This is a genomic window from Streptomyces chilikensis, from assembly GCF_001642695.1.
In the GTDB taxonomy this organism is placed as follows: Bacteria; Actinomycetota; Actinomycetes; order Streptomycetales; family Streptomycetaceae; genus Streptomyces; species Streptomyces chilikensis.
On the sequence record NZ_LWCC02000005.1, the window covers coordinates 2090304 to 2115196 of the forward strand.

20 protein-coding genes, 2 pseudogenes and 1 riboswitch are annotated in these 24893 nt (G+C 74.2%); of the genes and pseudogenes, 11 read left to right on the forward strand and 11 right to left on the reverse strand.

What is annotated here, in order from left to right:
- Positions 1 to 153 precede the first annotated feature (153 nt).
- Together A2U95_RS09365 and A2U95_RS09370 are read right to left on the reverse strand one after the other, a co-directional pair.
- Entirely contained in the window at positions 154 to 2127 is a 1974-nt protein-coding gene (locus tag A2U95_RS09365) for a HelD family protein (protein WP_240957255.1), read from the reverse strand.
- Between the two features lie 366 nt (positions 2128 to 2493).
- Positions 2494 to 3027 (reverse strand): GNAT family N-acetyltransferase, encoded by a 534-nt coding sequence (locus tag A2U95_RS09370; RefSeq protein ID WP_166021710.1) that lies wholly within the window; start codon positions 3025 to 3027, stop codon positions 2494 to 2496.
- Between the two features lie 82 nt (positions 3028 to 3109).
- On the opposite strand from A2U95_RS09370, the gene A2U95_RS09375 reads away from it, so the two are divergent.
- Together A2U95_RS09375 and A2U95_RS09380 are read left to right on the forward strand one after the other, a co-directional pair.
- A complete protein-coding gene (locus A2U95_RS09375) occupies positions 3110 to 3511 on the forward strand; it encodes a VOC family protein (RefSeq protein WP_166021711.1) in 402 nt (133 codons plus the stop codon).
- A 102-nt stretch (positions 3512 to 3613) separates the two neighbouring features.
- Positions 3614 to 5257: a DNA repair helicase XPB gene (locus A2U95_RS09380; RefSeq protein ID WP_166021712.1), complete on the forward strand. Its 1644-nt coding sequence runs from the start codon at positions 3614 to 3616 to the stop codon at positions 5255 to 5257.
- 54 nt (positions 5258 to 5311) lie between these two features.
- Here A2U95_RS09380 and A2U95_RS09385 read toward each other — a convergent pair whose 3' ends face one another.
- The gene (locus A2U95_RS09385) at positions 5312 to 7963 is read right to left on the reverse strand and encodes a helicase-associated domain-containing protein (protein WP_166021713.1); all 2652 of its coding nucleotides are present in this window, start codon (positions 7961 to 7963) and stop codon (positions 5312 to 5314) included.
- Positions 7964 to 8153: 190 nt separating this feature from the next.
- Here A2U95_RS09385 and A2U95_RS32585 point away from each other — a divergent pair.
- A pseudogene (locus tag A2U95_RS32585) lies at positions 8154 to 8456 on the forward strand (hypothetical protein); the annotation flags it as partial.
- Positions 8457 to 8608: 152 nt separating this feature from the next.
- On the opposite strand, the gene A2U95_RS09395 reads toward A2U95_RS32585, so the two are convergent.
- Positions 8609 to 9712, reverse strand: a complete 1104-nt coding sequence (locus A2U95_RS09395) for a GNAT family N-acetyltransferase (protein WP_206282850.1) — start codon at positions 9710 to 9712, stop codon at positions 8609 to 8611.
- Positions 9713 to 9751: 39 nt separating this feature from the next.
- The gene (locus A2U95_RS09400; protein ID WP_166021714.1) at positions 9752 to 10408 is read right to left on the reverse strand and encodes an HD domain-containing protein; all 657 of its coding nucleotides are present in this window, start codon (positions 10406 to 10408) and stop codon (positions 9752 to 9754) included.
- Positions 10409 to 10547: 139 nt separating this feature from the next.
- Here A2U95_RS09400 and A2U95_RS09405 point away from each other — a divergent pair, with 139 nt between their 5' ends.
- A complete protein-coding gene (locus tag A2U95_RS09405) occupies positions 10548 to 11111 on the forward strand; it encodes a hypothetical protein (protein WP_166021715.1) in 564 nt (187 codons plus the stop codon).
- Between the two features lie 147 nt (positions 11112 to 11258).
- Here A2U95_RS09405 and A2U95_RS09410 read toward each other — a convergent pair whose 3' ends face one another.
- The 5 genes from A2U95_RS09410 to thrC form a co-directional block, all read right to left on the reverse strand.
- On the reverse strand, positions 11259 to 12395 hold the full coding sequence (locus tag A2U95_RS09410; protein ID WP_166021716.1) for an NADH:flavin oxidoreductase: 1137 nt from the start codon (positions 12393 to 12395) through the stop codon (positions 11259 to 11261).
- Positions 12396 to 12610: 215 nt separating this feature from the next.
- Entirely contained in the window at positions 12611 to 14233 is a 1623-nt protein-coding gene (gene groL, locus A2U95_RS09415) for a chaperonin GroEL (RefSeq protein WP_166021717.1), read from the reverse strand.
- A 440-nt stretch (positions 14234 to 14673) separates the two neighbouring features.
- A complete protein-coding gene (locus A2U95_RS09420) occupies positions 14674 to 14877 on the reverse strand; it encodes a cold-shock protein (RefSeq protein WP_009339379.1) in 204 nt (67 codons plus the stop codon).
- A gap of 441 nt (positions 14878 to 15318) precedes the next feature.
- Positions 15319 to 15597 (reverse strand): MoaD/ThiS family protein, encoded by a 279-nt coding sequence (locus A2U95_RS09425; protein ID WP_166021718.1) that lies wholly within the window; start codon positions 15595 to 15597, stop codon positions 15319 to 15321.
- Positions 15598 to 15651: 54 nt separating this feature from the next.
- Positions 15652 to 16953, reverse strand: coding sequence for a threonine synthase (gene thrC / locus A2U95_RS09430; RefSeq protein ID WP_166021719.1), 1302 nt, complete (start codon positions 16951 to 16953; stop codon positions 15652 to 15654).
- A gap of 18 nt (positions 16954 to 16971) precedes the next feature.
- Positions 16972 to 17110: riboswitch (SAM riboswitch) on the reverse strand.
- Between the two features lie 209 nt (positions 17111 to 17319).
- On the opposite strand from thrC, the gene A2U95_RS09435 reads away from it, so the two are divergent.
- Both A2U95_RS09435 and A2U95_RS09440 read left to right on the forward strand, forming a co-directional pair.
- Positions 17320 to 18264 (forward strand): glucosyl-3-phosphoglycerate synthase, encoded by a 945-nt coding sequence (locus A2U95_RS09435; protein ID WP_166021720.1) that lies wholly within the window; start codon positions 17320 to 17322, stop codon positions 18262 to 18264.
- A 96-nt stretch (positions 18265 to 18360) separates the two neighbouring features.
- Entirely contained in the window at positions 18361 to 19773 is a 1413-nt protein-coding gene (locus A2U95_RS09440) for an alpha,alpha-trehalose-phosphate synthase (UDP-forming) (protein ID WP_166021721.1), read from the forward strand.
- Positions 19774 to 19863: 90 nt separating this feature from the next.
- Here the strand turns inward: A2U95_RS09440 and A2U95_RS09445 are convergent, their stop codons facing one another.
- Positions 19864 to 20370, reverse strand: coding sequence for a class F sortase (locus tag A2U95_RS09445; RefSeq protein WP_166021722.1), 507 nt, complete (start codon positions 20368 to 20370; stop codon positions 19864 to 19866).
- 371 nt (positions 20371 to 20741) lie between these two features.
- Between A2U95_RS09445 and A2U95_RS09450 the strand changes: the two are divergent.
- The 5 genes and pseudogenes from A2U95_RS09450 to A2U95_RS09470 form a co-directional block, all read left to right on the forward strand.
- Positions 20742 to 21716: pseudogene (locus A2U95_RS09450) on the forward strand (ATP-binding protein); the annotation flags it as partial.
- 368 nt (positions 21717 to 22084) lie between these two features.
- Complete coding sequence (locus A2U95_RS09455) at positions 22085 to 23629, forward strand: phage tail sheath family protein (RefSeq protein WP_166021723.1); 1545 nt, start codon at positions 22085 to 22087, stop codon at positions 23627 to 23629.
- 47 nt (positions 23630 to 23676) lie between these two features.
- The gene (locus A2U95_RS09460; protein WP_108952828.1) at positions 23677 to 24117 is read left to right on the forward strand and encodes a phage tail protein; all 441 of its coding nucleotides are present in this window, start codon (positions 23677 to 23679) and stop codon (positions 24115 to 24117) included.
- Entirely contained in the window at positions 24114 to 24608 is a 495-nt protein-coding gene (locus A2U95_RS09465) for a zinc-ribbon domain-containing protein (RefSeq protein WP_166021724.1), read from the forward strand. The genes A2U95_RS09460 and A2U95_RS09465 overlap by 4 nt, the downstream gene beginning before the upstream one ends.
- Positions 24605 to 24763, forward strand: coding sequence for a DUF6760 family protein (locus A2U95_RS09470; RefSeq protein WP_164540787.1), 159 nt, complete (start codon positions 24605 to 24607; stop codon positions 24761 to 24763). Before A2U95_RS09465 ends, A2U95_RS09470 begins: the two co-directional genes overlap by 4 nt.
- Positions 24764 to 24893 lie beyond the last annotated feature (130 nt).

Sequence of the window (24893 nt, forward strand, 5' to 3'; positions counted from 1 at the left end):
GGCCTCGGGGGAAGCGTGACGGCCCCGCCCGTGGGGTGCGGGGCCCGGCCCGGTCCGTCGCCGCATGCGCGGGAGGCGCCCCGCCCGCCCCGTGGCCGCGGGAGGGCGAGGGCCGGTCCCCGGCGCCCCGGGCCGCCCCGTGGCCGGGGCGGGTCAGGCGAGCTGCTCCGGCAGCTCCGTCGCGTGGGTGACGACCAGCCCGGAGACGGCTCGGGTGAGGGTGACGTAGAGGCGGCGGAGGCCGGTGCGTTCGTCGGGCTCCCCGTCGACCACGGCCCGCGGCTCGTCGAGCACGACGTAGTCGTACTCGAGGCCCTTGGCCAGTGAGGCCGGGACCAGCGTGAGGCGGGTGCGCACCGTCGTCTCCTCACCGGGCGCCAGGTATCCGACGCCCGCCGCGGACAGCGCCTCGGCCAGCACGGGCACCCGCGCGTCCGCCGCGACGAGTCCCACCGACCCTTCGTTGCGCAGGAGTTCGCCGCAGGCCGCGACGACCGCCTCCGCGCCGTCCACCGGGCGGATCTCGAAGAACCCGGGGTTCTCCCGGACCGACGCCACCGGGGTGAGCCCCGGCGCGATGTGCGGCAGCAGCCGGGAGGCGTACCCGATGACGTCCGTCGGCACGCGGAAACCGGCGGTGAGTTCCTCCACCACCCCCTCCGGCTTGCCGAGGTGCCGCAGCGCCTCCTCCCAGCTCCGCGTGGCCCACGGGGTCGTGCCCTGGGCGAGGTCCCCCAGCACCGTCGCCGAGCCGGTGGTGCAGCGCCGCCCCACCGCCCGGTACTGCATCGGGGAGAGGTCCTGCGCCTCGTCCAGCACCACGTGCCCCAGCGAGGGCGTCCGCCGCACCAGGTCCGCGGCCTCGTCGATCAGCACCGCGTCCGCCGCCGACCACTTCGCGGACCGCACCGACCGGGCCGGCCTGGCCCACAGCAGCAGCTTCCGCTCGTCCTCGTCGAGCACGCCGTCCGCCTGCCCGGCGAGGAACTCCGGGTCGGAGAGGAGCCGCAGCACCAGCTTCGCCGGGTCGACCGGCGGCCAGATGGCCTTGACCGCCGCCTTGACCGCCGCGTTGCGGGCCACCGCGTCCTGCACCCGGTCGTCCGGGGCCTCCCCGGCCTGCTCCATCCGCACCAGCACCGCGTGCGCGATCCGCTGCGGCAGCGCCTCCCGGGCGGCGCCGTAACGGATGTCCCGGTCCAGCAACTCCCGCACGATCTCCTCGAGTTCGTACGCCGGCACGCGCCACCGCCGGGAGCCGCGGACCACCACCAGCGGCTCGGTGGGCAGCGTGACGTGCGAGCGGACGGCCCGCCGCAGCACCTCGGCCATCCGCACGTCGCCCTTGAGCAGCGCGGTGGCCGGCTCGTCGGCGCCGCGCACCTCGACCCCGGAGACCTGGGCGACCAGGTCGTCCACCGTCGCCTGCCTGACCTCCAGCTCGCCCAGCGCGGGCAGCACCTGCTCGATGTAGTGCAGGAAGGAGCGGTTCGGGCCGATGACCAGGGTCCCGGTGCGGGCCAGCCGGTCGCGGTAGGCGTACAGCAGGTACGCGACACGGTGCAGGCCGACCGCCGTCTTGCCCGTGCCGGGGCCGCCCTGCACGCAGACCGTGCCGCCCAGGCCCGCGCGGACGATCTCGTCCTGCTCCGGCTGGATGGTCGCCACGATGTCCCGCATGGGGCCCACGCGCGGCTTCTCGATCTCCTGCTGGAGCAGCCGGCTGGCGGTCTCCGCCTCCGCCGGGTCGGTCAGGTGCTCGTCCTCGTACGCGGTGAGCTCGCCGCCCGTGTACCCGAAGCGGCGGCGCAGCCCGACGTCCATCGGGTCCTTCCGGGACGCCCGGTAGAACGGCTGCGACACCGGCGCGCGCCAGTCGATCACCATCGGGTCGCCGTCCGCGTCGTGCACGTGCCGCCGCCCGATGTAGAACCGCTCGCCCCCGGCCCCCTCCGCCCGGTCCGCGCCCGGCGCGTGCAGGTAGTCGAGGCGGCCGAAGAAGAGCGGGGTGTCGCTGAGGTCGGCGAGTGCCTTGATCCGCTCGTCGATCTGGTGGGAGAGGACCTCCGCGTTCACCCAGTTGGCGGTGACGTCCCGGATGTCGAGGGCTTCCACGTCCTCCCGCATGGCCCGCAGGGCGGCCCGGGAGGCCGTGAGGTGGGCCCGCTCCCGGGCGAGCGGGCCGTCGGACGGATCCGACGGCCCCGAGGGGTCCGGCAACCCCGGCGGACTCGGCGGATCCGATGGACTCGGCGGACCTGACGGTCCCGACGGTCCGGTGGACGGGCTCGATGGGCTGGACACGGCATGCCTCCGGTCGTACCTGATGGTGTGCGGTGACAGCCGCCGGGGCGCGAGCGCGCGGGGCGGCGGGGCCGGCCGGTTTCCGTCCGGTCGGCGGCACTCCGGGTCGAGGCGCGGAGGCGGGGAGACGCGGGATCTTACGCCCTCGCCGGAGCGCGGGGCGAATGCCGTGGTCAGGCGCGGCTCCGGTCAGGCGCCGTTCCGGTCGGCCGCCGGTTCCGGCCGGGCGGCCGGAGCGGGTTCGGCGAGGGTCCGGCGGTAGACCTGCCGCGATCCGCCCTCCGGACCCGGTGCCGCCGGTTCGCAGGCCGTGAAACCGAGCCGCTCGTAGAAGACCCGCGCGCCGCCGGCCACCGCCCCGGGGTGGTCCGCTCCGAAGGTGACGACCTCCAGGACGGCGGGCCGCTCGGGCACGAAGCGGGCGACGGCCTCGTCCAGCAGCGCGCGGCCCACGCCCGTTCCCCTGGCCGCGGCGGAGACGACCAGCCAGTCCAGGTGGTGGACCGGTGGCTCCGTGCCGCGCACCGGGTCGAACAGCAGCCCGCCGAGCGGCGCGGGTCCGTCACCGTCCTCGGCGAGCAGCGCCGTCCCCCGGGTCACATGGGTGCGCAGCGCACGGTGGAAACCCGGCTCGGCCACCATCGGACCGAACCACTGCTCCACCTGCGCGGCCAGCCGCAGGAACGCCTCCACGTCGCGCTCCCGCGCCTTCCGGATCCGCATCGCCCCAGCATGGCAGCCGCGAGGGCGGCGGATCCGCGGAAATGGCGCACGCGGCCTTCGGCACGGGCCCTGGGGTGCCGGCATGGCGACCATCAAGCAGGTCTCGCTGGGCGTCCACGACGACCGGCGGGCGGGCGAGTTCTGGCAGCGGGCGCTGGGTTACGTGCGGCGGCCCCCGCGCTTCGAGGGCGACGACCGGATCGTCCTGGAACCGCCGCCGGGTGAGCCGGGTGTCGCCGTCGCCATGGACACCAGCGGGAGCGCCGTCGAGGAGTTCCCCCGCGTCCACCTCGACCTGGACGCCGGTGACCGCGACCTCGACGAGGAGGTGGAGCGCCTGGTGGCCCTCGGGGCGCTCCACGTCGACCGGCCCTTCCACCCCGACGCCGTGTCCCCCGGGGAGCGGCCGTACGTGGTGCTCGCCGACCCGGAGGGCAACCGGTTCTGCGTGGAGGGCCACCGCCGCGGCCGGCGCGGTCACTGACGCCGGCCGGGTGTTCCCCGTCACCGCGCCCCCGCCGCCGCGTGATGCACACTGGACGTTTGGCCGACGAGGTGCGGCCGCGTGAGGGAAAGGTGGCGCGCGTTGAACGGTCCGCTGATCGTCCAGAGTGACAAGACGCTCCTGCTGGAGGTCGACCACGAGCAGGCCGACGACTGCCGTCGGGTCATCGCGCCCTTCGCCGAGCTGGAGCGCGCGCCCGAGCACATCCACACCTACCGCATCACCCCGCTCGGCCTGTGGAACGCCCGCGCCGCCGGGCACGACGCCGAGCAGGTCGTCGACGCCCTGGTCACCCACAGCCGCTACCCGGTGCCGCACGCGCTGCTGGTCGACATCGCCGAGACGATGGACCGCTACGGACGGCTCACCCTCTCCAAGCACCCCACCCACGGCCTGGTGCTCACCACCACCGACCGGCCGGTGCTGGAGGAGGTGCTGAAGTCGAAGCGGATCGCCCCGCTGGTGGGCGCCCGGATCGACGCCGACACGGTGGCCGTGCACCCGTCCGAGCGCGGACAGATCAAGCAGACGCTGCTCAAGCTGGGCTGGCCCGCCGAGGACCTCGCCGGCTACATCGACGGCGAGGCGCACGCGATCGACCTGCACGAGGACGGCTGGCAGCTGCGGCCGTACCAGAAGCAGGCCGTGGAGAACTTCTGGCACGGCGGCAGCGGTGTCGTCGTGCTGCCCTGCGGCGCGGGCAAGACGCTGGTCGGAGCCGGGGCCATGGCACAGGCGAGGTCGACCACGCTGATCCTCGTCACCAACACCGTCTCCGCCCGGCAGTGGAAGGCGGAGCTGGTGCGCCGGACCTCGCTCACCGAGGACGAGATCGGCGAGTACAGCGGGACGAAGAAGGAGATCCGGCCCGTCACCATCGCCACCTACCAGGTGCTGACGACGCGCCGGAAGGGCGTGTACCCCCACCTGGAACTGTTCGACTCCCGTGACTGGGGGCTGATCCTCTACGACGAGGTGCACCTGCTGCCCGCGCCGGTCTTCAAGTTCACCGCCGACCTCCAGGCCCGGCGCCGGCTCGGGCTGACCGCCACGCTGGTGCGGGAGGACGGGCGCGAGTCCGACGTCTTCTCGCTGATCGGGCCCAAGCGGTTCGACGCGCCGTGGAAGGAGATCGAGGCGCAGGGGTACATCGCGCCGGCCGACTGCGTGGAGGTCCGGGTCAACCTCACCGACTCCGAGCGGCTGGCGTACGCGACCGCCGAGACGGAGGAGAAGTACCGGTTCTGCGCGACCACCGCCACCAAGCGGAAGGTGACCGAGGCGCTGGTCCGGAAGTTCGCCGGGCAGCAGATCCTGGTGATCGGGCAGTACATCGACCAGCTCGACGAGCTGGGCGAGCACCTCGGCGCGCCGGTCATCAAGGGCGAGACCGGCAACGCGCAGCGGGAGAAGCTGTTCGACGCGTTCCGCAACGGCGAGATCAACGTGCTGGTCGTGTCGAAGGTCGCCAACTTCTCGATCGACCTTCCCGAGGCGACGGTCGCCATCCAGGTGTCGGGGACGTTCGGGTCCCGGCAGGAGGAGGCGCAGCGGCTGGGCCGGGTGCTGCGGCCCAAGGCCGACGGGCACCAGGCGCACTTCTACTCCGTGGTCGCGCGGGACACGGTCGACCAGGACTTCGCGGCGCACCGGCAGCGGTTCCTGGCGGAGCAGGGGTACGCGTACCGGATCGTCGACGCCGACGAGATCCTCGCCGGCGACTGACACCGCCGCCGCCGCGCCCCCGCCCCGCGCCGGGCGCGGGGCGGGGCGTCCGGGCTACGCGTCGTCGTCGGCGAGTTCGGCCACGCCGGTGATGCGGTGGAGCGGGTAGGTGCGGACGCCCGCCGCGGTGTGGTCGTGGGCGGTGACGAAGCCGCCCTCGACGCTGAGCGGGGTCAGGACCCGCTGCGTGGCGACCCCCTCCGCGTTGAGGTGCCCGATCAGCACCCGCGTCCCCGTCATCACCGCCATCTGCAGCGTCGCCAGTGTGTCCGCCGCCGACGTCCGCGGCAGATCCCCCTGCGGCGCCTCGGGCGCCTTCAGCGGCGCGGTGGCGGCCGCGTCCCCCGCCCGGACGGCCCGCACCGCGGCCGACAGCTGCGGCCCGTCCGGCGTCGGCGGCCCCTCCGGCACCGGCTGCGGCACCGCCCGCGGCGGGGTCCGGTGCGCGGCGGCACGGGCGATCAGCACGTCGCCCTCCGAGGACTCCGCGGCCGGGGCGAACCCCATCGACCGCAGTCCCTCCAGCAGGGCCGACGGATCGGTCCGCGCCGCCAGCACGGTGGGCGCCAGCCGCCGCAGCCCCAGCCCGGAGGAGCGGCCGTCGGCCAGGATCTCCTCCAGCACCTTCTCGTCGTCGCACCGCACGTACGAGGAGGACGCCCCCACCCGCAGCACGCCGTGCCGCCGGGCGACGTCGTCGATCAGGTAGGCGAGCGGCTGCGGCACCGGCGTCCGCGAGTGCGCGGAGAGGAACGCGTGCAGGTCGGCGGCGGTGCGGCCGGAGTCCAGCGCGCGCCGCACCGAACCGGGCGTGAACCGGTAGACCGTGGCGCCGCCCTTGGACTCGACCTCCGCCAGCACGTCCAGCGTCTCCGCCAGCGGCCGCACCAGCGGTCCCGGCGCCACCGCCGTGAGGTCGGCCTGGAGCAGTACGTGGTCCAGCGGCGCCGGCAGCAGCGGCGCGAGCACCTCGGCCGCGGTGTCCGCGGCGGCGTTCTGCTCGGCGGGCGGCAGCGGCGCGGGGACCGGGTCGGGCCGGCCGGTGGCGTGGTGGTGATGGTGCACGGGGAGCTTGTCGCCGGGCCCGGTGTCCGCCCGCCCGGTCCCGCCGGCCGCCGTCGGTTCCGCCTGCGGCTGCGGCTGCTGCTGCTGCGCCTGCGGCCGCGGCGCCTCGCCGAGGACCAGCGCGCGGCCGTGCGAGGAGAGCGCGCCCCGCCCGGTGACGCCGAGGCGTTCGGCCTCCTCCAGCGTCCAGCGGGCGATCCGGGTGCGCAGGTCCTCCTCGCCGCCGGACGGGCCGCCGGACGAGCCGGCCGTCCCGTCGGCCCGGCGCAGCGGGCGCTCCCACTGGAGCCGGTCGAGCAGCGACCGTTCGTCGGGCGGGGACCCGGTGGGCAGCGAGGCCAGCAGGGTCAGCACCCGGTGCCGCACCTCGGGCGCGGCGGAGCGGTCGAGGCCGGCGCCGAGCGCGGACAGGGCACGGTCCTTGGCGTCCCGTCCGCCGACCACGCCGGGTGTGCGGGTGGCGGTCAGCCAGGCCTGGGCCAGCCGCGCCCACCGCTCGGCGGGCGGGCGGTCCAGCCACTCGTCGGAGGCGGGGGTCGGCGCGTACCGTTCGTCGGCCTCCCCGTCGGAGGCGATCAGCCCCGCGCCGAAGGCGGTCTCCAGCCAGAACGCCGCCTCCGGTTCCGGGACCCCCAGCGACACCGCCGTCCGCTTGAGGTCGCGCACGCTGAGCCCGCCGGCCCGCAGCACGGCCGGGCCGCCGCCGTCCCACAGCTTCAGCAGGTCCTCCACGATCACCAGCGCCTGGTACGCCTGCCCGGCCGCCGTGGCGTCCACGATCTGCGGCGCGTGACGCGCGGCGGCCCGCACGGCGGGCGGGAGGGGCTCGGTGACCCGGTGCGCGCGCCCGCCGCGCAGGTGCAGCGCCACCTCACGGGGCAGCACGACGGTGCCGGGGGCGATCGGCAGCAGCAGGCCGCGGTCCATCAGCCAGCGCAGCCGGGGCGCCGGGTCGTGGGTGACCTGGCCGTACGGAGGGCCCCAGACCAGGCGGTCCAGGATCTCCAGCGAGTCGGCGGGGGCGTCGGACAGCAGGTCGGACATGCGCCGCGGGTCCGTGAAGAGCTCGGTCAGCGCGGTCACGGCGGAGACCGCGTCGTGGGTGGACGGCAGCCCGGCGGTCGCCAGGATGTCCTGCACCCGGTTGGGCGACATGGGCACGGCGGCCTCCGCCACCGTCGGGCCCAGGCCGGTCGGCGACGGATGCCGGGGCGAGGGCGCCATCAGCTCGCGGGCGGTGCGCACCAGGCGCAGCCGGTCGTCGTCGCCCCACACCAGGGCCTGCTCGCGCAGCTTGTCCACGGCGTGCGGAAGGGCGCGGGCCACGGGCGACGCGGAGGCGTCCGGGTCGTCGCCCTGCTCGCCGGCCATCAGCCGCAGCAGCTCGTCGTAGGAGGCGGGGTCGGAGGCGACGGCGAGCGCCTCCGCGGTCTGCAGCGTGAAGCGGTCCAGCCGCTCCAGTGCGCGAGCCACGGAGGCGCGGGTGCCGGCCCGGGTGGCCAGCTGCGTCAGGTCGGTGGGGACCGGGCTGACCAGGTCGGGGCGGGCGCGCAGCAGCGCGGACAACGACGCGTCGTCCCGGGCGCGCAACGCCTCCGCGAGGGAACGGGGGGTGGCCGCCGGCTTCTCCTCGGTGCTCATCCGCCCAACGGTAGTGGGTGGGACCGTCACAGCCCCGGCAGGGCCGGGGAGGGGCAGGCGGTGCGGCGGGTCCGTGGTTTTCCCGGCGGAGTTCCCCGGTGACGGCGGGGTCACTGCGCTAGCGTGCCGAAAGGGCGGCCCGGGGGCGCGCGGCGGCGGCCGCACGGGCGGTGCACGGGAGGTGGAGCGGGTGGGTATCGAGAGCGACCGGCTGGTCTACGACTACCTGAGCCGGGTCGGCGACGTCGCCCAGCAGCGGCAGTTGCCGTCGGCGACGCGGATGCGGCTGGTGACGGAGCTGCGGGGCGAGATCGACCGGCGGCGGTCCAGGACGGCGGGGGACAGCCCGGCCACGGTGCGCCGGATCCTCGACCGGCTGGGGTCGCCGGACGCGGTGGTCGCGGCGGCGGGGGGCGCGGTGCCGGCGCAGCGGGTCCCGGACCCGCCGGCCGCGCCGCCGGTGCCGCCGGTGCCGCCCGCTTCTCCGCCCCGCCCCCGCCTCCCCGCAGGACACGCACGCCCCGGGCCTCCCGGACCGCCGGCCGCGGCGGCCGGCGCTCCGCGGCAACGGTCCGTCACCCCGGCGCCCGGCAGCCGTCGGCGCGGCGGCCCTGCGTGCCGGGAGGGCCGCCGGGCCGCTCCCGGTCAGTCGCCGCGCCGCTCGAAGACCAGCACCCCGCCGTCCTCCTCCAGGTGGCCGGTGCGCAGGAACCCCGCGCGCTCCAGGACGCGCCGCGACGCGGTGTTCCCGGGGTCCACCCGCGCGGTGACCGTCCCGACGGACTCCTGGGCGAGCGCCCACGCTGCGAGGGCGCGCAGCGCCTCCGTGGCGTACCCCTGCCCGCGCGCCGCGGTCGCCAGGTCGTAGCCGATCTCCACCCGTCCCTCCGCGTCCGGCGGCCCGTGGAAGCCCATGGAGCCGACCGCCCGGTCGTCCTCCCGCCGCACCAGCGCGTAGGAGCCCCACTCCGGCCGGAACGCCCCCTTCCCGTACGCCGCGACGACGAGGCCCGCCCCCTCCCGGGTGCCGTCGAAGGGACCGCCGTCGACCCAGTCGAGGCCGCCGTCGCCGCCGAGCGCGAGGTCCGCCGCGGCCGGCACCGTCAGGCCCTCCAGCGTCAGCCGCTCCGCCTCGATCAGCGGATCGTTGTACCAGTGCCACACGGTGACCGGCTCCTCGCCCGGCGGCGCCTCCCGCCCGGTGGCCCGCAGCAGCGTCCGCCACGGGTCCTCGCCCGGCGCGAGGTGCGGGAAGATCCGCGCGAGGACGTACCCGCACGGCTCCTCCGACGGCCGGTACGCGATGCCCAGGCCCTCCGCGATGTCGTGGGTGTGGAGCAGCACCTCCGCGACGCCCATCGCCGCGAAGCCCTCACGGCCGGCGCTCAGGAACGGCGCCGGATGGAAGCCGCGCGCCGACCGGGGCACGGTCCGGCAGGCGAGGGCGAGCATCGCACCGCCCGCCTCGATCGCCTCGAGCGCGCTCCCGGCGCCGGCGTCCGGCGGATTCAGCACGTACTCCACCGGCCGGTAGGCGTCCGGCGCCCGGGTCACCAACTGCGTGGCGTACGCGAAGAGGTCGCTCACCACGTGCTCGGCGGTGCGCAGGCAGTCCCACTCCACCCGGCCCGCCCGCACCGCGGACCAGTCCCGGTCCACCGCCGGGCGCAGCGCCGCCACCGCCTCCGCCACCGCGTCCGTCACCGTCCGTGCCGCCGCGTCGCCCCCCAGGGCCCCCAAGTTCCTCATGCGGGCGAGCCTAGGGGGAGCGTCGCCCGGCCGTCACCGTCATTCCGTCAGCAGGGCGAGTTCGGACCGCAGGTTGTACCGGGCCGTGGCCTCCCAGCGCTCCGCGCCGTACGGGGTGCGGAACAGCCTCGGCAGGTCCAGGAGTTGGCGCAGGACCGCGGCGCGGCCCTCGCGGAAGGGGCCGGACGGGACGAACGCGTACTCCTGCCGGACGGCGGCCGCGTACGCGGCGTACGCCTCGGGCGGGGAGGCGAGGACCGCCAGGTCGGCGTCGCAGAGGACCTGGCCGTCGAGGTCGTCGTCGGCCGGGTCGTGGGTGACGGTGAGCCGGACCAGACGGGCCACCTCGGCGGTCCGCGCCGCGTCGACGCCCGCCTCGGGAAGGGCGAGCTCCGCGACGCGGGCGGACCGCTCCTCGTTCTCGGACCGGTCCGGCCGGTAGACGGCGTCGTGGAACCAGGCCGCGAGCCGCACGACGTCCGGGTTGGCCGCGTACCGCGCCAGCTCGTCCACCCGGTCGAGGACCGCGGTGAGGTGGGCGAGCGTGTGGTAGTGCCGCTGCGGCTCCGCCCAGCGGGTCAGCAGGTTCTCCGCGTACGGCGCCGGGTCCGGCTCCGGGGCTCCGCCGCGGGCGGCGGTCAGGGTCCGCGCCCAGCGGGCGCGCAGCGCGTCGAGGTCGACGTCGGGTCGGGTCATGCCCGCATTCTGGACCGCCCGGCCCCCGGTGCGCCCCCGGGGTGTTCCCCCGCGTGTGCGACGCTGGAACGGCACCCGGCACGTCCCGCCCGACCCGGTCGACGCGCCGCCCCGCACGTCCGGAAGGATCCGTACCGCCGTGAACCACGCACAGCTCACCGCCCTGGGCCGCGCCCTGCGCGTGCTCGGCGACCACGGGGAGAAGATCGGCTCCGACACCCCGGACTCGCAGCTGCACGAGCTGAAGGGCGACCTGCGGCGCGCCCTGGAGCTGCTGGACGAGGCCGTCACCACGGCGGCCCCCGCCACCCGCTGCCCCGAGCACCCGAACGGCCCGGTGGACAAGAGCGCGCCGGACCTGTGCCTGCTCTGCGAGACGCGCCGCCGGACGGCCCGCCGGGCCCGGCTGAGCGGCGGCCCCGTGCCGGACCGCCCGGTGGAGCCCGTCCCGTCCCGGTACGGCATGCACGGCGACCGCCCGCAGCCCCAGCAGCGCTGGCTGCCCGAGGCGTGGAACGGCCGCGCGTGGGAGCTGTGCGGCGCGCCCCGCCGGGACCGGCGCGAGGCCGAGCTCTTCCTGGCGGCCGAGCGGCGCTCCCCGCGACCGGCCATGGCGTACCGGCTGGTGCACGAGTTCACCGACTACGAGGTGCTGCGGGTCTGGGGCGAGCCGCGGGTGGTCCCCGTCGAACCGATGGGCTGACCGGACACCGCGGCTGCCCGGCCCGGACGCACCCGGGCCCCCGCGCCCGGTGCGTCCGGCCCGGGTCCGTCCGGGCCGGGGCGGGGCACGCCGGAGGGGCCGGCCCGGGCGCGGACGCGCCGGCCGGCCCCTCCGGGGCGCGTGCGCTCAGTGCAGGTTCAGCAGCGACGCCGCGTCGTACGGCGCCATCTCGTCCGTGCGCCCGCCGAGCAGCTTGGCCCCCCACTCCGGGTCCTGGAGCAGCGCGCGGCCGACGGCCACCAGGTCGACCTCCTCGCGCTCCACGCTGTCCAGCAGGTCGTCCACGGCCCGCAGCGGGGCGCCCTTGCCGGCGAAGGCCTCCTCGAAGCTGCCGTCCAGGCCCACCGAGCCGACGGTGATCACGGGCTTGCCGAGCAGCTTCTTCGTCCAGGCGGCCAGGTTGAGGTCGGAGCCCTCGAACTCGGGCAGCCAGTAGCGGCGGGTGGAGGCGTGGAAGGCGTCCACGCCGGCCTCCGAGATGGGCCGCAGGACCGCCTCCAGCTCCTCCGGGGTGGACCCGAGCCTGGCGTCGTACGCCCCGGACTTCCACTGCGAGAAGCGGAAGATCACCGGGAAGCCGGGCGAGACCGCGGCACGGACCGCCTCCACGACCTCCACGGCGAAGCGGGTGCGGGCGGCGGCGTCGCCGCCGTACTTGTCGGTGCGGCGGTTGGTGCGCTCCCAGAGGAACTGGTCGATCAGGTAGCCGTGCGCGCCGTGCAGCTCGATGCCGTCGAAGCCGACGCGCTCGGCGTCGGCGGCCGCCTTGGCGAAGGCGGCGACGGTGGCGTCGATGTCCTCCTGGGTCATCACCCGGCCGTTCGGGGACCTCTCGCCGTCCAGCAGCAGGCCCGACGGGCCCTCGGACGGCGCGTCCGGGAACGGGCCGCGCCCGTCCGGGCGGACCATGCCGACGTGCCAGAGCTGCGGGACGATCTTCCCGCCCTCCGCGTGCACCGCCTCGACGACCTTGCGCCAGCCGGCCAGCGGCTCCTCGCCGTGGAAGCGCGGCACCCGGCGGCTGTCGCCCGCGGCGGCGCGGTCGATGTAGGTGCCCTCGGTCACGATCAGCCCGACCTGGGCGGCGGCGCGGCGCCGGTAGTAGGCGACCACGTCCTCACCGGGCACGCCGTCCGGGGAGAACTTCCGGGTCATGGGGGGCATCACCAGGCGGTTCCGCAGTGTCATGCCGTTGATGGTGAGCGGGCGGGACAGGACGCGGGAGGCGCGGTCGGCGATCTCGGCACCGGTGGTGACGGTCACGTGGGGCTCCTTGAGGGGGGACGGTCCGGATCAACTGCGTGGGCGTACGCACCGGTCCGGCGAGCACGCCCACGTACTTGTGCGAACCAGTCGGTATGTCGTGGCATTCCCCGTCACCGGTGACGATCGGAAAACGCCGAAGGGCGGCACCCCAGCGGGGTGCCGCCCTCCTGTGTCACGCGTGACGCGGACCTCGGTCCTCCGAGCCGTCAGGCTCAGAAGTCCATGTCACCGCCCGGCATGCCGCCCGGAGCGGCCGCGGCGGCCTTCTCCGGCTTGTCGGCGATGACGGCCTCGGTGGTGAGGAACAGCGCGGCGATGGAGGCGGCGTTCTGCAGCGCGGAACGGGTCACCTTCGCCGGGTCGATGATGCCCTCGGCGATCAGGTCGACGTACTCGCCGGTCGCGGCGTTGAGGCCGTGACCCGGGGTGAGGTTGCGGACCTTCTCCACCACGACGCCGCCCTCGAGGCCGGCGTTGACGGCGATCTGCTTCAGCGGGGCCTCGAGCGCGATGCGCACGGCGTTGGCGCCGGTCGCCTCGTCACCCTCGAGCTCCAGCTTCTCGAAGACCTGGGAGGCCTGCAGCAGGGCCACGCCACCACCGGCGACGATGCCCTCCTCGACGGCGGCCTTCGCGTTGCGGACGGCGTCCTCGATGCGGTGCTTGCGCTCCTTGAGCTCCACCTCGGTGGCGGCGCCGGCCTTGATGACCGCGACACCGCCGGCGAGCTTCGCCAGGCGCTCCTGCAGCTTCTCGCGGTCGTAGTCCGAGTCGCTGTTCTCGATCTCGGCGCGGATCTGGTTGACCCGGCCCTGGACCTGGTCGGCGGAGCCGGCGCCGTCGACGATGGTGGTCTCGTCCTTGGTGATGACGACCTTGCGGGCGCGGCCCAGGAGGTCCAGGGTCGCGTTCTCCAGCTTGAGGCCGACCTCCTCGGAGATGACCTCGCCGCCCGTGAGGATGGCGATGTCGCCGAGCATGGCCTTGCGGCGGTCGCCGAAGCCCGGGGCCTTGACGGCGACGGACTTGAAGGTGCCGCGGATCTTGTTGACGACCAGGGTCGACAGGGCCTCGCCCTCGACGTCCTCGGCGATGATCAGCAGCGGCTTGCCGGACTGCATGACCTTCTCGAGGAGCGGCAGCAGGTCCTTGACCGAGGAGATCTTGGAGTTGGCGATGAGGATGTAGGGGTCCTCGAGCGACGCCTCCATGCGCTCCATGTCGGTCGCGAAGTACGCCGAGATGTAGCCCTTGTCGAAGCGCATGCCCTCGGTGAGCTCCAGCTCCAGACCGAAGGTCTGGGACTCCTCGACGGTGATGACGCCTTCCTTGCCGACCTTGTCCATCGCCTCGGCGATGAGCTCGCCGATCTGGGTGTCGGCGGCGGAGATGGACGCGGTGGAGGCGATCTGCTCCTTGGTCTCGATCTCCTTGGCCTGCTCGAGCAGGGCGCCGGAGACGGCCTCGACGGCCTTCTCGATGCCGCGCTTCAGGGCCATCGGGTTGGCGCCGGCCGCCACGTTGCGCAGGCCCTCGCGGACCAGCGCCTGGGCGAGGACGGTCGCGGTGGTCGTACCGTCACCGGCGACGTCGTCCGTCTTCTTGGCGACTTCCTTGACCAGCTCGGCGCCGATCTTCTCGTACGGGTCCTCGAGCTCGATCTCCTTGGCGATGGAGACACCATCGTTGGTGATCGTGGGGGCGCCCCACTTCTTCTCGAGGACGACGTTGCGGCCCTTGGGGCCGAGCGTCACCTTGACGGCGTCCGCGAGCTGGTTCATGCCGCGCTCGAGGCCGCGCCGCGCCTCCTCGTCGAACGCGATGATCTTGGCCATGTGAAGTGGTCCTCCCAGGACTGGGGGTGATTCCTTCGGACCGCGCCCGCGCCCGCGACGGACGGCCTGCGTGCCGGACGGTTCCTTCCCCGCCTCGACAACGCGGACCTCACCGACCCGGTCCATAGTTGTCACTCTCACCTTCAGAGTGCTAACGCCATAATTAGCACTCGACCCCTCCGAGTGCAAGACGCTCCGGCGATCCACCCCCGTTTTTCCCACCCGCCGAGCGGCCCGCGCCCCCTGCGGGCACGCCACCCCGCCGCCTTGCGGCAGAGCCGGCCCGGCCTCACCGGCGGCGCAGTCGTCCGTGGCGGAACCGCACGCCCCCGCACCGCACGGCGGCGCGACCGCACGGCGGCGCGACCGCACGGCAAAGGGCCCGCGCCCCCCGAGGGGGCCGCGGGCCCGATGTCACGTCAGGATGTTGGTCGCTGCGTTCAGCCGGCCAGTCGGACCATGTCCGCCTGCGGCCCCTTCTGGCCCTGCGAGATCTCGAACTCGACCCGCTGGCCTTCCTCGAGGGTGCGGTAGCCGTCCATCTGAATCGCGCTGTAGTGCACGAAGACGTCCGCACCACCGTCGACCGCGATGAAGCCGTACCCCTTCTCCGCGTTGAACCACTTGACGGTGCCCTGAGCCATGCCTAACTCCCCTATTACTGGCCCTTGCACAGATCCACACTTCGCGGATCCGGGTCAGACCTCACCCGCCGCCGGGGCGGCGGGCGTGCGCCGGAACGCGTCGACCGCGGCCGAATGTATCTGCCCAACTGCCCTCTGCAACAGGTCAATCGGACGACAATTCTGGGAACAACCGGCCAGGAACACGCGGAGGAATCGCCCGAATTCAGGTCAAGTGGGGGCGGACAGATGGAACGAACCGCGCAAAGGACCCGCGCAGTTTGGCTGCATCTTGTCGTGCGGGAGGCAGGAACTCGTCGGCGCACGACCCGAGTTCGGCGCGGAGTACCCCAACTCTACCGCGCCCAATCATGCAGAATCGCCCTCTCCGGATGCCGGCGGAATGTGACGCCGGCATGAACCGGGGAGGGCGATCCGGGAAATGCGGAAAAGCGCGGGGGATCAGGCGCCGCCGGCCACGGCGGGAATGATCGAAACGCTGCCGCCCTCGGGCGTGGCCGTCTCCAGGCCTTGCTCGAACCGCACGTCGTCGTCGTTGACGTAGACGTTGACGAAGCGCCGCAGCCTGCCCTGGTCGTCCAGCACGCGGGCGGCGATGCCCGTGTGGTTCTTCTCCAGGTCCGCGATGACCTCTCCCAGGTTCGCGCCCTCGGCGCTCACCTCGGCCTGGCCACCGGTGTAGGTGCGCAGGATGGTCGGGATGCGAACGGTCACGCTCATGGGGTGTGTCCTCCGGTCACGGTGAGGCGGGTTACGGGGCGGGCGGGGCGGAGGTCAGCCGAGACCGGCCTCTCGGAAGGACTCGAGGCTGGGACGGATCGTGGCGGTGAGCCCCTGGTCGGCCACCGCGTCCAGCGTCTTCAGGCCGTCACCGGTGTTGAGGACGACCGTGGTGAGCGACGGGTCCAGCAGGCCGTTCTCGATCAGCTTGCGGGTCACGCCGACCGTCACGCCGCCGGCCGTCTCCGCGAAGACGCCCTCCGTGCGGGCCAGCAGCCGGATGCCGGCCACGACCTCCTCGTCCGTGACGTCCTCCACCGCGCCGCCCGTGCGGCGGGCGATGTCCAGGACGTAGGGACCGTCGGCCGGGTTGCCGATGGCCAGCGACTTGGCGATGGTGTCCGGCTTCTGCGGCCGGACCACGTCGTGCCCGGCCTTGTAGGCGACGGATACCGGGGAGCAGCCCGCGGCCTGCGCGCCGAAGAGCTTGTACGGCTTGTCCTCGACCAGGCCGAGCTGGACGAGCTCCTTCAGCCCCTTGTCGATCTTGGTGAACTGCGAGCCGGAGGCGATCGGGATCACCAGCTGGTCCGGCAGCCGCCAGCCGAGCTGCTCGCAGATCTCGTACGCCAGCGTCTTGGAGCCCTCGCCGTAGTAGGGGCGCAGGTTGACGTTGACGAAGCCCCAGCCCTCGCCGGCCGGGTCGCCGATCAGCTCGGAGCAGAAGCGGTTCACGTCGTCGTAGTTGCCGTCGATGCCGACCAGCTCGCCGCCGTAGACCGCGGCCATCACGACCTTGCCCTGCTCCAGGTCGTGCGGGATGAACACGCAGGACCGGAAGCCGGCCCGGGCGGCGGCCGCGCCGACCGCGCCGGCCAGGTTGCCGGTGGAGGAGCAGGAGAGGGTGGTGAAGCCGAAGGCGCGGGCGGCCTCCAGGGCCTGGGCGACCACGCGGTCCTTGAAGGAGTGCGTCGGGTTGCCGGAGTCGTCCTTGACGTAGAGGCCGCCGGTGACGCCCAGCTCGCGGGCCAGGTTGTCGGCCTTGACCAGCTTGGTCCAGCCCGGGTTCAGGTTGGGCTTGTCGGCGACGTCGGCCGGGACGGGCAGCAGCGGGGCGTAGCGCCAGATGTTGCTGGGGCCGGCCTCGATGCGGCGGCGCAGTTCCCCGGCCTCGTAGGAGGAGAAGTCGTAGGCGATCTCGAGCGGCCCGAAACACTCCTCGCAGGCGAAGACGGGGCCGAGCGGGACGCGGTGGCCGCACTCGCGACAGGAGAGCGCGGTGGCGGGACCGAGATCGACGGAGGCGGCGGAGGTCGTCGTGGACGCGGAAGCGGTCGTGACGGTCTGTACAGCCATGAGTGGCGAGGCCCTTTCTCCTCATCTTCCTCAGCGGCGTCTTCGCCGTGAGACGGATTTGGCACCTTCCCTAGCCGGGGCCTCGCGTGACGCGGGCGCGGCTGGAGGGTTGCCGGGGCTTCATCGGGCCGTATCCCTCTGCCCCTCTGGATGAGCGTTCTTCTGTTGTTCTGAAGTTGTTTTGACTCGCGTCCCGCCAGGGGACTCGTATCCACCAGTCGAGCGACTCGACCCCCGACATGCGGTGGTCACTGGTGATGTCCAAGACTGTAACCGAAGGCCAGGACAGTTGAGAGAGTCGTCCGGAACGCGAGACGGACCGCCCGCCGCGAGGCAGGCGGTGGACACAGTGAGGAGCCGGTGACTGTGCTGGAAGAAGTCGAAGGCTGGCTGGGCACACGCTCCTGGCATGTGGCCGATCGCCCGCTCCACCAGATACTCGCCGCCAAGCGCCAGAGCGGCACGAAGGTCTCCGTCGTGCTGCCCGCGCTCAACGAGGAGGCCACTGTCGGTGACATCGTGGCCACGATCCGCCGGGACCTGGTCGAACAGGTCCCGCTCGTCGACGAGCTCGTGGTCGTCGACTCCGCGTCCACGGACCGCACCTCCGAGGTGGCCGCCGCGGCGGGCGCCAAGGTGGTGCACCGGGACCACATCCTGCCCCGCGTCCCCGCCGTCCGCGGCAAGGGCGAGGTGCTGTGGCGCTCGCTGCTGGCGACCAGCGGCGACATCGTCTGCTTCATCGACGCGGACCTGCGGGACTTCTCCTCCGACTTCGTCACGGGCACGGTCGGTCCGCTGCTCACCGACCCGGGGATCTCGCTGGTCAAGGCCATGTACGACCGCCCGCTCGGCACGGAGGCCGGCCAGGGCGGCCGGGTCACCGAACTGATGGCCCGCCCGCTGATCAACCTGCACTGGCCCCAGCTCGCGGGCTTCGTGCAGCCGCTGGGCGGCGAGTACGCGGCCCGCCGGTCGCTGCTGGAGCGGCTGCCGTTCCCGGTCGGGTACGGCGTCGAGCTGGCGATGCTGATCGACTCCCTGCACACGGTGGGCCTGGACGCCCTCGCCCAGGTCGACGTCGGCGTCCGCAAGCACCGCAACCAGGACAGCCAGGCCCTGGGCCGCATGGCCGCCACCATCTACCGCACCGCCCAGCTGCGGCTGGCGCGCGGCCAGATGATCCGGCCGCTGATCACCCAGTTCGAGCGCACCGAGGAGGGCTTCGCGCCGCGCACCCACGCGGTGGACACCCTGGAGCGGCCGCCGATGGCGGAGATCCTGGAGTACCGGTCACGCGAGGTGGCCTGACCGCACCCGTTCGGCGCGGCGCCCCGCCCCCGGGCGGGACGCCGCCGCCACGTCCTCGCACGTTTGGACTTTTCCCCTCCGGGCTAGGTGACGCGTATGGGTTCCGCCGAAAGATCTGCTCAGGTACTGGTCGCCTCCAACCGCGGCCCCGTCTCGTACTCGGTCGCCGAGGACGGCTCGCTGGTCTCCCGCCGCGGCGGCGGGGGCATGGTCTCCGGGCTCTCCGCGATCGGGCCGGACGCCGGCGCCCTGTGGGTCTGTTCGGCCCTGAGCGACGGCGACCGCGAGGCGGTCCGGCGCGGGGTGGGCGAGCCGGGCGTGAAGATGCTCGACATCTCCGCCGAGACGCACCACGCCGCCTACAACGGCATCGCCAACTCGGTGCTCTGGTTCGTGCACCACATGCTGTACCAGACGCCGCTCGAACCTGTTTTCGACAGTGAGTTCCGGCTCCAGTGGGCCGCCTACCAGGAGTTCAACCGCTCCTTCGCCGAGGCGCTGGCCGAGGAGGCCGCCGAGGGCGCGGCGGTGCTGATCCAGGACTACCACCTGACGCTGGCCCCCGGCATGCTCCGCGAGCTCCGCCCGGACCTGCGCATCGGCCACTTCTCGCACACCCCGTGGGCCCCGCCGGAGTACTTCCGGCTGCTCCCCGACGACGTCGCGGAGTCCGTCCTGCGCGGCATGCTGGGCGCCGACCGCCTCGGCTTCCTCACCCGGCGCTGGGCCGACGCCTTCACCGCCTGCTGCGACGCGGTCGTGGGCGGCCTCGGCGACACCCGGATCGGCGTGCACGGACTGGGCGCGGACGCCGACTTCCTGCGCGAGCGGGCCGGGCGGGAGGACGTCGGCCGGCGCGTCGCCGAACTCCGCGCGGAGATCGGCGACGACCCCGACGGCAACCTCCGCAGGACGATCGTGCGGGTCGACCGCACCGAGCTCTCCAAGAACATCGTCCGCGGCCTGCACGCCTTCCGGCAGCTGCTCGACGACCACCCCGAGTGGCGCGACCGGGTCGTCCACGTGGCCTTCGCCTACCCCTCGCGGCAGGACCTGGCCGTCTACCGCGACTACACGGCGGAGGTGGCGCGGGTCGCCGACGAGATCAACGCGGAGTACGGCACGCCGTACTGGACGCCGGTGGTGCTGAACCTCAAGGACGACTTCGCGCGGTCGCTGGCCGCGTACCGGCTGGCCGACGTGGCGCTGGTGAACCCGATCCGGGACGGCATGAACCTGGTCGCCAAGGAGGTGCCGGTGCTCGCCGAGAACGGCTGCGCGCTGGTGCTGTCCCGGGAGGCGGGGGCGCACGAGGAGATGGGCGACGACGCGATCACCGTCCACCCCTACGACGTGAACGCCACGGCGCGGGCGCTGCACGAGGCGCTCACGATGCCGCCGGGGGAGCGCGCCGACCGCACCAAGCGGCTCGTCGCCGCCGCGACGGCCACCCCGCCGGCCAAGTGGTTCCTGGACCAGCTCGACGCGCTGACCGCCACGGCGCACTAGGTCCCGTCCGGCGGATCGCGCACGTGGGGCGCGGGGCCGGCGGCCCACAGGGCGACGGCGGCGGGAACGGCACGACCCGCCGGACAGGGCCTAGCGGCGGACGCCCGGCGGCCGACGCCCGGGGCGGCTGCACGGGGGCCGGGGCCGGGGTGACCGCGGGGCCGGGGCCGGGGTGGCGTAGAGCACCAGGTTCCGGTCGTAGGCGCCCGCCGACCGGTCGTAGTCGCCGGTGCAGGTGACCAGCACCAGCCGGTGGGGTCCGTCGCGGGTGAACAGGGCGGGCGGCAGGGACCGCTGCGAGTAGGTGTGACGGGCGGTGACCCGGTAGCGGCGGGCGAGACCGTCCGCTCCGACCACGTCGACCGCCGTGCCGACCCGCAGCCGGTGCAGCGCCGCGAACACGCCCAGGCCGTCCCGGGCCGTGTCGACGTGTCCCGCGACGAGCAGGGTGCCCCGGGCGGCCCCGGCCGGCGCCCCGAGCGCCCACCAGCCCCCCAGGCGGCCGCTGTCGGGAAGCGCCAGCGAGCCGTCCGCCCGCGCGGCGACCGGGACCAGCCGGGCCCGGAAGCCCTCCGGGCCGCGCACCTCCGTGGGCACGGCCGGGCCCCGGCGGTCGCCGCCCGGGGCGGCGGGGGCCGTCGCCGCCCGGGTCGGCACGGGTGGCCGCGCTGGAGGCCCGCCTGACCGGGGCCGGCGTCGTCCTCGGCCCGCTGGAGGCGCTGCCCGGGGAGCCGGCCGAACGGGCCCGGATCCTCCGGACGGTGTGCGGGGCGCTGCGCGGCGTCCCCCTCCTGACGCACGGCTCGGGCGGCTGGGATCCGGCCTGGGCGCCCGACAGCCCCGTCGTCCTGACCGTGCCGCCCCCCTCCCCCGAGCGGCAGGCCGCGCGCTGGCTCCACGCCCTGGACCGGGTCACCGGCACCGGCACCGGCATGGGCTCCGGCTCCGGCGACGTCGGCGAACTCGCCCGTGCGGTGGCCGCCCACCGCCTGGACTCCGCGCAGTTGCGCCGCGCGGCCGACGTCGCGGTGCGCACCGCCGCCCTGGCCGGCCGCCCGGTCGGCCCCGACGACCTGCGCGCCGCCGTACGCGCCCAGAACGGCGCCGGGCTCGACCGTCTCGCCCGCCGCGTCGAGCCGGGGGTCGGCTGGGACGACCTCGTCCTCCCGCCGGCCACCCACCGCCGCCTGCGCGAACTCGCCCTGCGCGCCCGCCACCGCGACCAGGTGCTCGGGCAGTGGGGCATGCGGCCCGGCGGCGGCCGGGGGCGCGGCGTGATCGCGCTGTTCGCGGGGGAGTCCGGCACCGGCAAGACCATGTCCGCCGAGGTCGTCGCGGCGGACCTCGGCATGGACCTCTACGTGGTCGACCTCTCCACCGTGGTCGACAAGTACATCGGTGAGACCGAGAAGAACCTGGAGCGGATCTTCACCGAGGCCTCCGCGGTCAACGCCGTGCTCCTCTTCGACGAGGCCGACGCGATCTTCGGCAAGCGCTCCGAGGTGAAGGACGCGCGCGACCGGCACGCCAACATCGAGTCCGCGTACCTGCTCCAGCGCATGGAGTCCTTCGACGGCATCGCCGTGCTGACCACCAACCTGCGGGCCAACCTCGACGAGGCGTTCACCCGCCGCCTGGACGTGGTGGCCGACTTCCCGGTCCCCGACCCGGGCCAGCGCCTCGCCCTCTGGGACCGCTGCCTGGGCGACCGCCTGCCACGGGCCGACGACCTCGACCTCGGCTTCTGCGCGGACCGCTTCGAACTGGCCGGCGGCTCCATCCGCTCCTGCGCGGTGACGGCCGCCTACCTCGCGGCGGAGACCGGTGAGCCGCTCACCATGCGCCAGCTGATCACCGCGGTCGCCCAGGAGTACCGCAAGCTGGGCCGGCTGGTCCTGCAGAGCGAGTTCGGGCCGCACCTGGCGGACGCCCTGGCCGTCTGAGGCCTCGCCGCACGGCGTCGTCGGTCCGGCCCGGCCGGAGGCCTTCCTCCACCCGGCCCGGTCCTCGTCCACCGCGCGGGGCCGGGCGGTGGGAGGACGGCGCCCCCGTACCGCGCCGCCTCCCCGCCGACGCATCCCGGGTGCGGCCTCCAGTGGAACGGGCGGACGCGCGGGGCGTCCAGGCCCGTACGGGCAGAGCCGGGGCAGCCCCGGGGGGCCGCCGGACGGTCGGCGCGGGCGGCGGGGGGCAGCGCTCCTGCCCCCGGCCAGGTCCGCACGGCCCTGTCACCTCGTGGTTCGGCCCCGCAGACTCGGCCTGGACACAGGTGCCAGGACCGCCAGGAACCGCAGGACCCGAAGGAGCGAGCATGCCGACGTACCTCACCCCGGGCGTGTACGTGGAGGAGGTGCAGTCCGGTGCCCGGCCCATCGAGGGGGTGGGCACCGCGGTCGCCGCGTTCGTGGGGTTCGCCGAGACCGGCCCGTTCCACACGCCGACGCTGGTCGCGAGCTGGGACCAGTACACCCGGACGTTCGGTGGCTTCACCGAGGGCACCTACCTGGCCCACGCGGTCTACGGGTACTTCGCCAACGGCGGCGGCACGGCGTACGTCGTGCGCATCGGCGGCTCCCCGGACGACGCCTCCGCCCCGGCGGGGCGGGAGACCCCGGCGGCCAGGCCGACCGAGCTGGGCGGCTTCCTGGTCACGGCCCGGCCGGGCGTCTCCGGCGTGTCGGTGGAGATCGCCGACGCGGACGGCGAGAACCCGCCGGAGGACCGCTTCAAGGTCCTGGTCCGCCAGGGCGACCAGGTGGCGGAGACGTACGAGGCCTCCACCCGCAGGAACGTCAAGGGGTACCTGGTCAACCAGGTCCGCGCCTCGAAGCTGGTCGAGGTCACCGAACAGCAGGGGGCCGCCCAGAGCAGGCCCGCCAACCAGACCGTGGCGCTGGCCGACGCCCCGGCCGCGCCCGCCGCTCCCGGCTCCGGCGAGGTGGCCCGCTTCGGCCCGGCCGAGTACGTGGGCGACGCCGGGGACCGCACCGGTTTCGGCGGCCTGGAGGCCATCGACGAGATCACCATGGTCGCGGTGCCGGACCTGATGAGCGCCTACCGGCGCGGTGACATCGACGCCGAGGGCGTGCGCACCGTGCAGCTCGCCGTGATCTCGCACTGCGAGCAGATGGGCGACCGGGTGGCGGTCCTGGACACCCCGCCCGGGCTGACCGCCCAGCAGGTGCGCACCTGGCGCAACGACGAGGCGGGCTACGACTCCCGGTACGCCGCCCTCTACTACCCGTGGGTGCGGGTCTTCGACCCGGCCGCCGGCCGCAACACCACCGTCCCGCCGAGCGGTCACATCGCCGGCGTGTGGGCCCGCAGCGACGCCGAGCGCGGCGTGCACAAGGCGCCCGCCAACGAGGTGATCCGCGGCGCGGTCGACCTGGAGCTGCGGCTCAGCAAGGGCGAGCAGGACCTGCTGAACCCGATCGGCGTGAACTGCGTCCGCGCCTTCCCGGGCCGGGGCATCCGGATCTGGGGCGCCCGCACCCTCTCCTCCGACCCGGCCTGGCGCTACCTGAACGTGCGCCGCCTGTTCAACTACCTGGAGGAGTCGATCCTCCTGGGCACCCAGTGGGTGGTCTTCGAGCCGAACGACGACCGGCTCTGGTCGAGCATCCGGCGCAACGTCACGGCGTTCCTCACCGAGGAGTGGCGCCGGGGCGCGCTGTTCGGCCGCACCGCCGAAGAGGCGTTCTACGTGAAGTGCGACCGCGACAACAACCCGCAGGAGTCCATCGACCAGGGCCGGGTCGTCTGCGAGATCGGTGTCTCGCCGGTCAAGCCCGCGGAGTTCGTGGTGTTCCGGCTGGCCCAGTTCTCCGACAGCACCAGCCTCATCGACGAGTGATCCCGGGACCGTAGGAACGGCTCCGCAAGGAAAGGTGACAGACAGTCATGGCAACGGGCGATGCTCTTTCCACCCACGTCTTCGGCGTGCAGCTCGGTGGCTACCTGGTCGAGTCGATCCAGGAGATCAGCGGTCTGACCGTCGAGGAGGACGTCGTCGAGATCAAGCAGGTCAGCGCCGAGGGCAAGCAGATCATCCGCAAGCAGCCCGGCGGCCGGCAGGCGGGCGAGATCACGATCACCCGGGGACTCGACCAGAGCAGCGAGTTCACCAACTGGATCAAGGAGACCCTGAACAACGGCGCGGTGAACGCCGCGCGCCAGAACATCACCATCGAGATCAAGGACACCGAGGGCAGCACGGTCCGCCGCATCCAGCTGATGCAGGGCTGGGCCTCGAAGTGGGAGGGCCCGTCCCTGAAGGCGGGGGAGTCCTCCCACGCCACCGAGACCGTCACGATCGTGTTCGAGGAGATCGTCGTCGAATGAGGCGCCGTACGGTGACGGCGGGCAACCTGGAGGAGATCCTCCAGGTGACGGCGCCCGCCCCGGCGGCCGAGCAGGCGGCGGCACCCCCCGCCGCCGCTCCGCCGCCACGAGAGGACCACGGGCTGCGCACCGAGTTCGAGTTCGAGCTGCCGCGCGGGTACGTCGACGAGGCGGGCACCGTCCACCGGCACGGCGCGATGCGCCTGGCCACGGCCCGGGACGAGCTGCGGCCCCAGATCGACCTGCGGGTCAAGGAGAACCCGGCGTACCTGAGCGTGGTGCTGCTGAGCCAGGTGATCACCCGGATCGGCTCCATCACCGACGTGCACGCCGGGATCGTGGAACGGATGTACGCCACCGACGTCGCCTTCCTCCAGGACTTCTACCGCCGCGTCAACAGCGAGGGCCACACCCGGGCGGCGGTGACCTGCCCGCACTGCGAGGGCGGCTTCGAGGTCGACCTCTCGGGCGGGCGCCTGGGGGAATCGTGACGTACGCCCTTCCCCGGCTCCGGGAGGAGATCGCGTACGTCGCCTATCACTTCCACTGGCCCCGCGAGGAGATCCTCGACCTGACCCACGACGAACGCCGTCAGTGGGTGGCCGAGATCGCCCGCATCAACACCCGCGTGAACGAAGGCGGTTGAGCACATGGCATGGCGGGACAGGCTGCGCCGCCGGGCCGCCGGACCGACCGCCGCGGGCCCTTCGCGGCGCACGGAGCGCTCCGCGGCCGCGGCGGACGGCCCGTCCGGCGAGGGCCCGGGCCCGGGCGCG

Excerpts from the sequence above, each read along its gene's own strand:
- A2U95_RS09365 (WP_240957255.1), bottom strand. The coding sequence starts at position 2,127 with ATGCGGGAGGACGTGGAAGCCCTCGACATCCGGGACGTCACCGCCAAC.
- A2U95_RS09370 (WP_166021710.1), bottom strand. The coding sequence starts at position 3,027 with ATGCGGATCCGGAAGGCGCGGGAGCGCGACGTGGAGGCGTTCCTGCGG.
- A2U95_RS09375 (WP_166021711.1), top strand. The coding sequence starts at position 3,110 with ATGGCGACCATCAAGCAGGTCTCGCTGGGCGTCCACGACGACCGGCGG.
- A2U95_RS09385 (WP_166021713.1), bottom strand. The coding sequence starts at position 7,963 with ATGAGCACCGAGGAGAAGCCGGCGGCCACCCCCCGTTCCCTCGCGGAG.
- A2U95_RS09395 (WP_206282850.1), bottom strand. The coding sequence starts at position 9,712 with ATGAGGAACTTGGGGGCCCTGGGGGGCGACGCGGCGGCACGGACGGTG.
- A2U95_RS09400 (WP_166021714.1), bottom strand. The coding sequence starts at position 10,408 with ATGACCCGACCCGACGTCGACCTCGACGCGCTGCGCGCCCGCTGGGCG.
- groL (WP_166021717.1), bottom strand. The coding sequence starts at position 14,233 with ATGGCCAAGATCATCGCGTTCGACGAGGAGGCGCGGCGCGGCCTCGAG.
- A2U95_RS09420 (WP_009339379.1), bottom strand. The coding sequence starts at position 14,877 with ATGGCTCAGGGCACCGTCAAGTGGTTCAACGCGGAGAAGGGGTACGGC.
- A2U95_RS09425 (WP_166021718.1), bottom strand. The coding sequence starts at position 15,597 with ATGAGCGTGACCGTTCGCATCCCGACCATCCTGCGCACCTACACCGGT.
- thrC (WP_166021719.1), bottom strand. The coding sequence starts at position 16,953 with ATGGCTGTACAGACCGTCACGACCGCTTCCGCGTCCACGACGACCTCC.
- A2U95_RS09440 (WP_166021721.1), top strand. The coding sequence starts at position 18,361 with ATGGGTTCCGCCGAAAGATCTGCTCAGGTACTGGTCGCCTCCAACCGC.
- A2U95_RS09455 (WP_166021723.1), top strand. The coding sequence starts at position 22,085 with ATGCCGACGTACCTCACCCCGGGCGTGTACGTGGAGGAGGTGCAGTCC.
- A2U95_RS09460 (WP_108952828.1), top strand. The coding sequence starts at position 23,677 with ATGGCAACGGGCGATGCTCTTTCCACCCACGTCTTCGGCGTGCAGCTC.
- A2U95_RS09465 (WP_166021724.1), top strand. The coding sequence starts at position 24,114 with ATGAGGCGCCGTACGGTGACGGCGGGCAACCTGGAGGAGATCCTCCAG.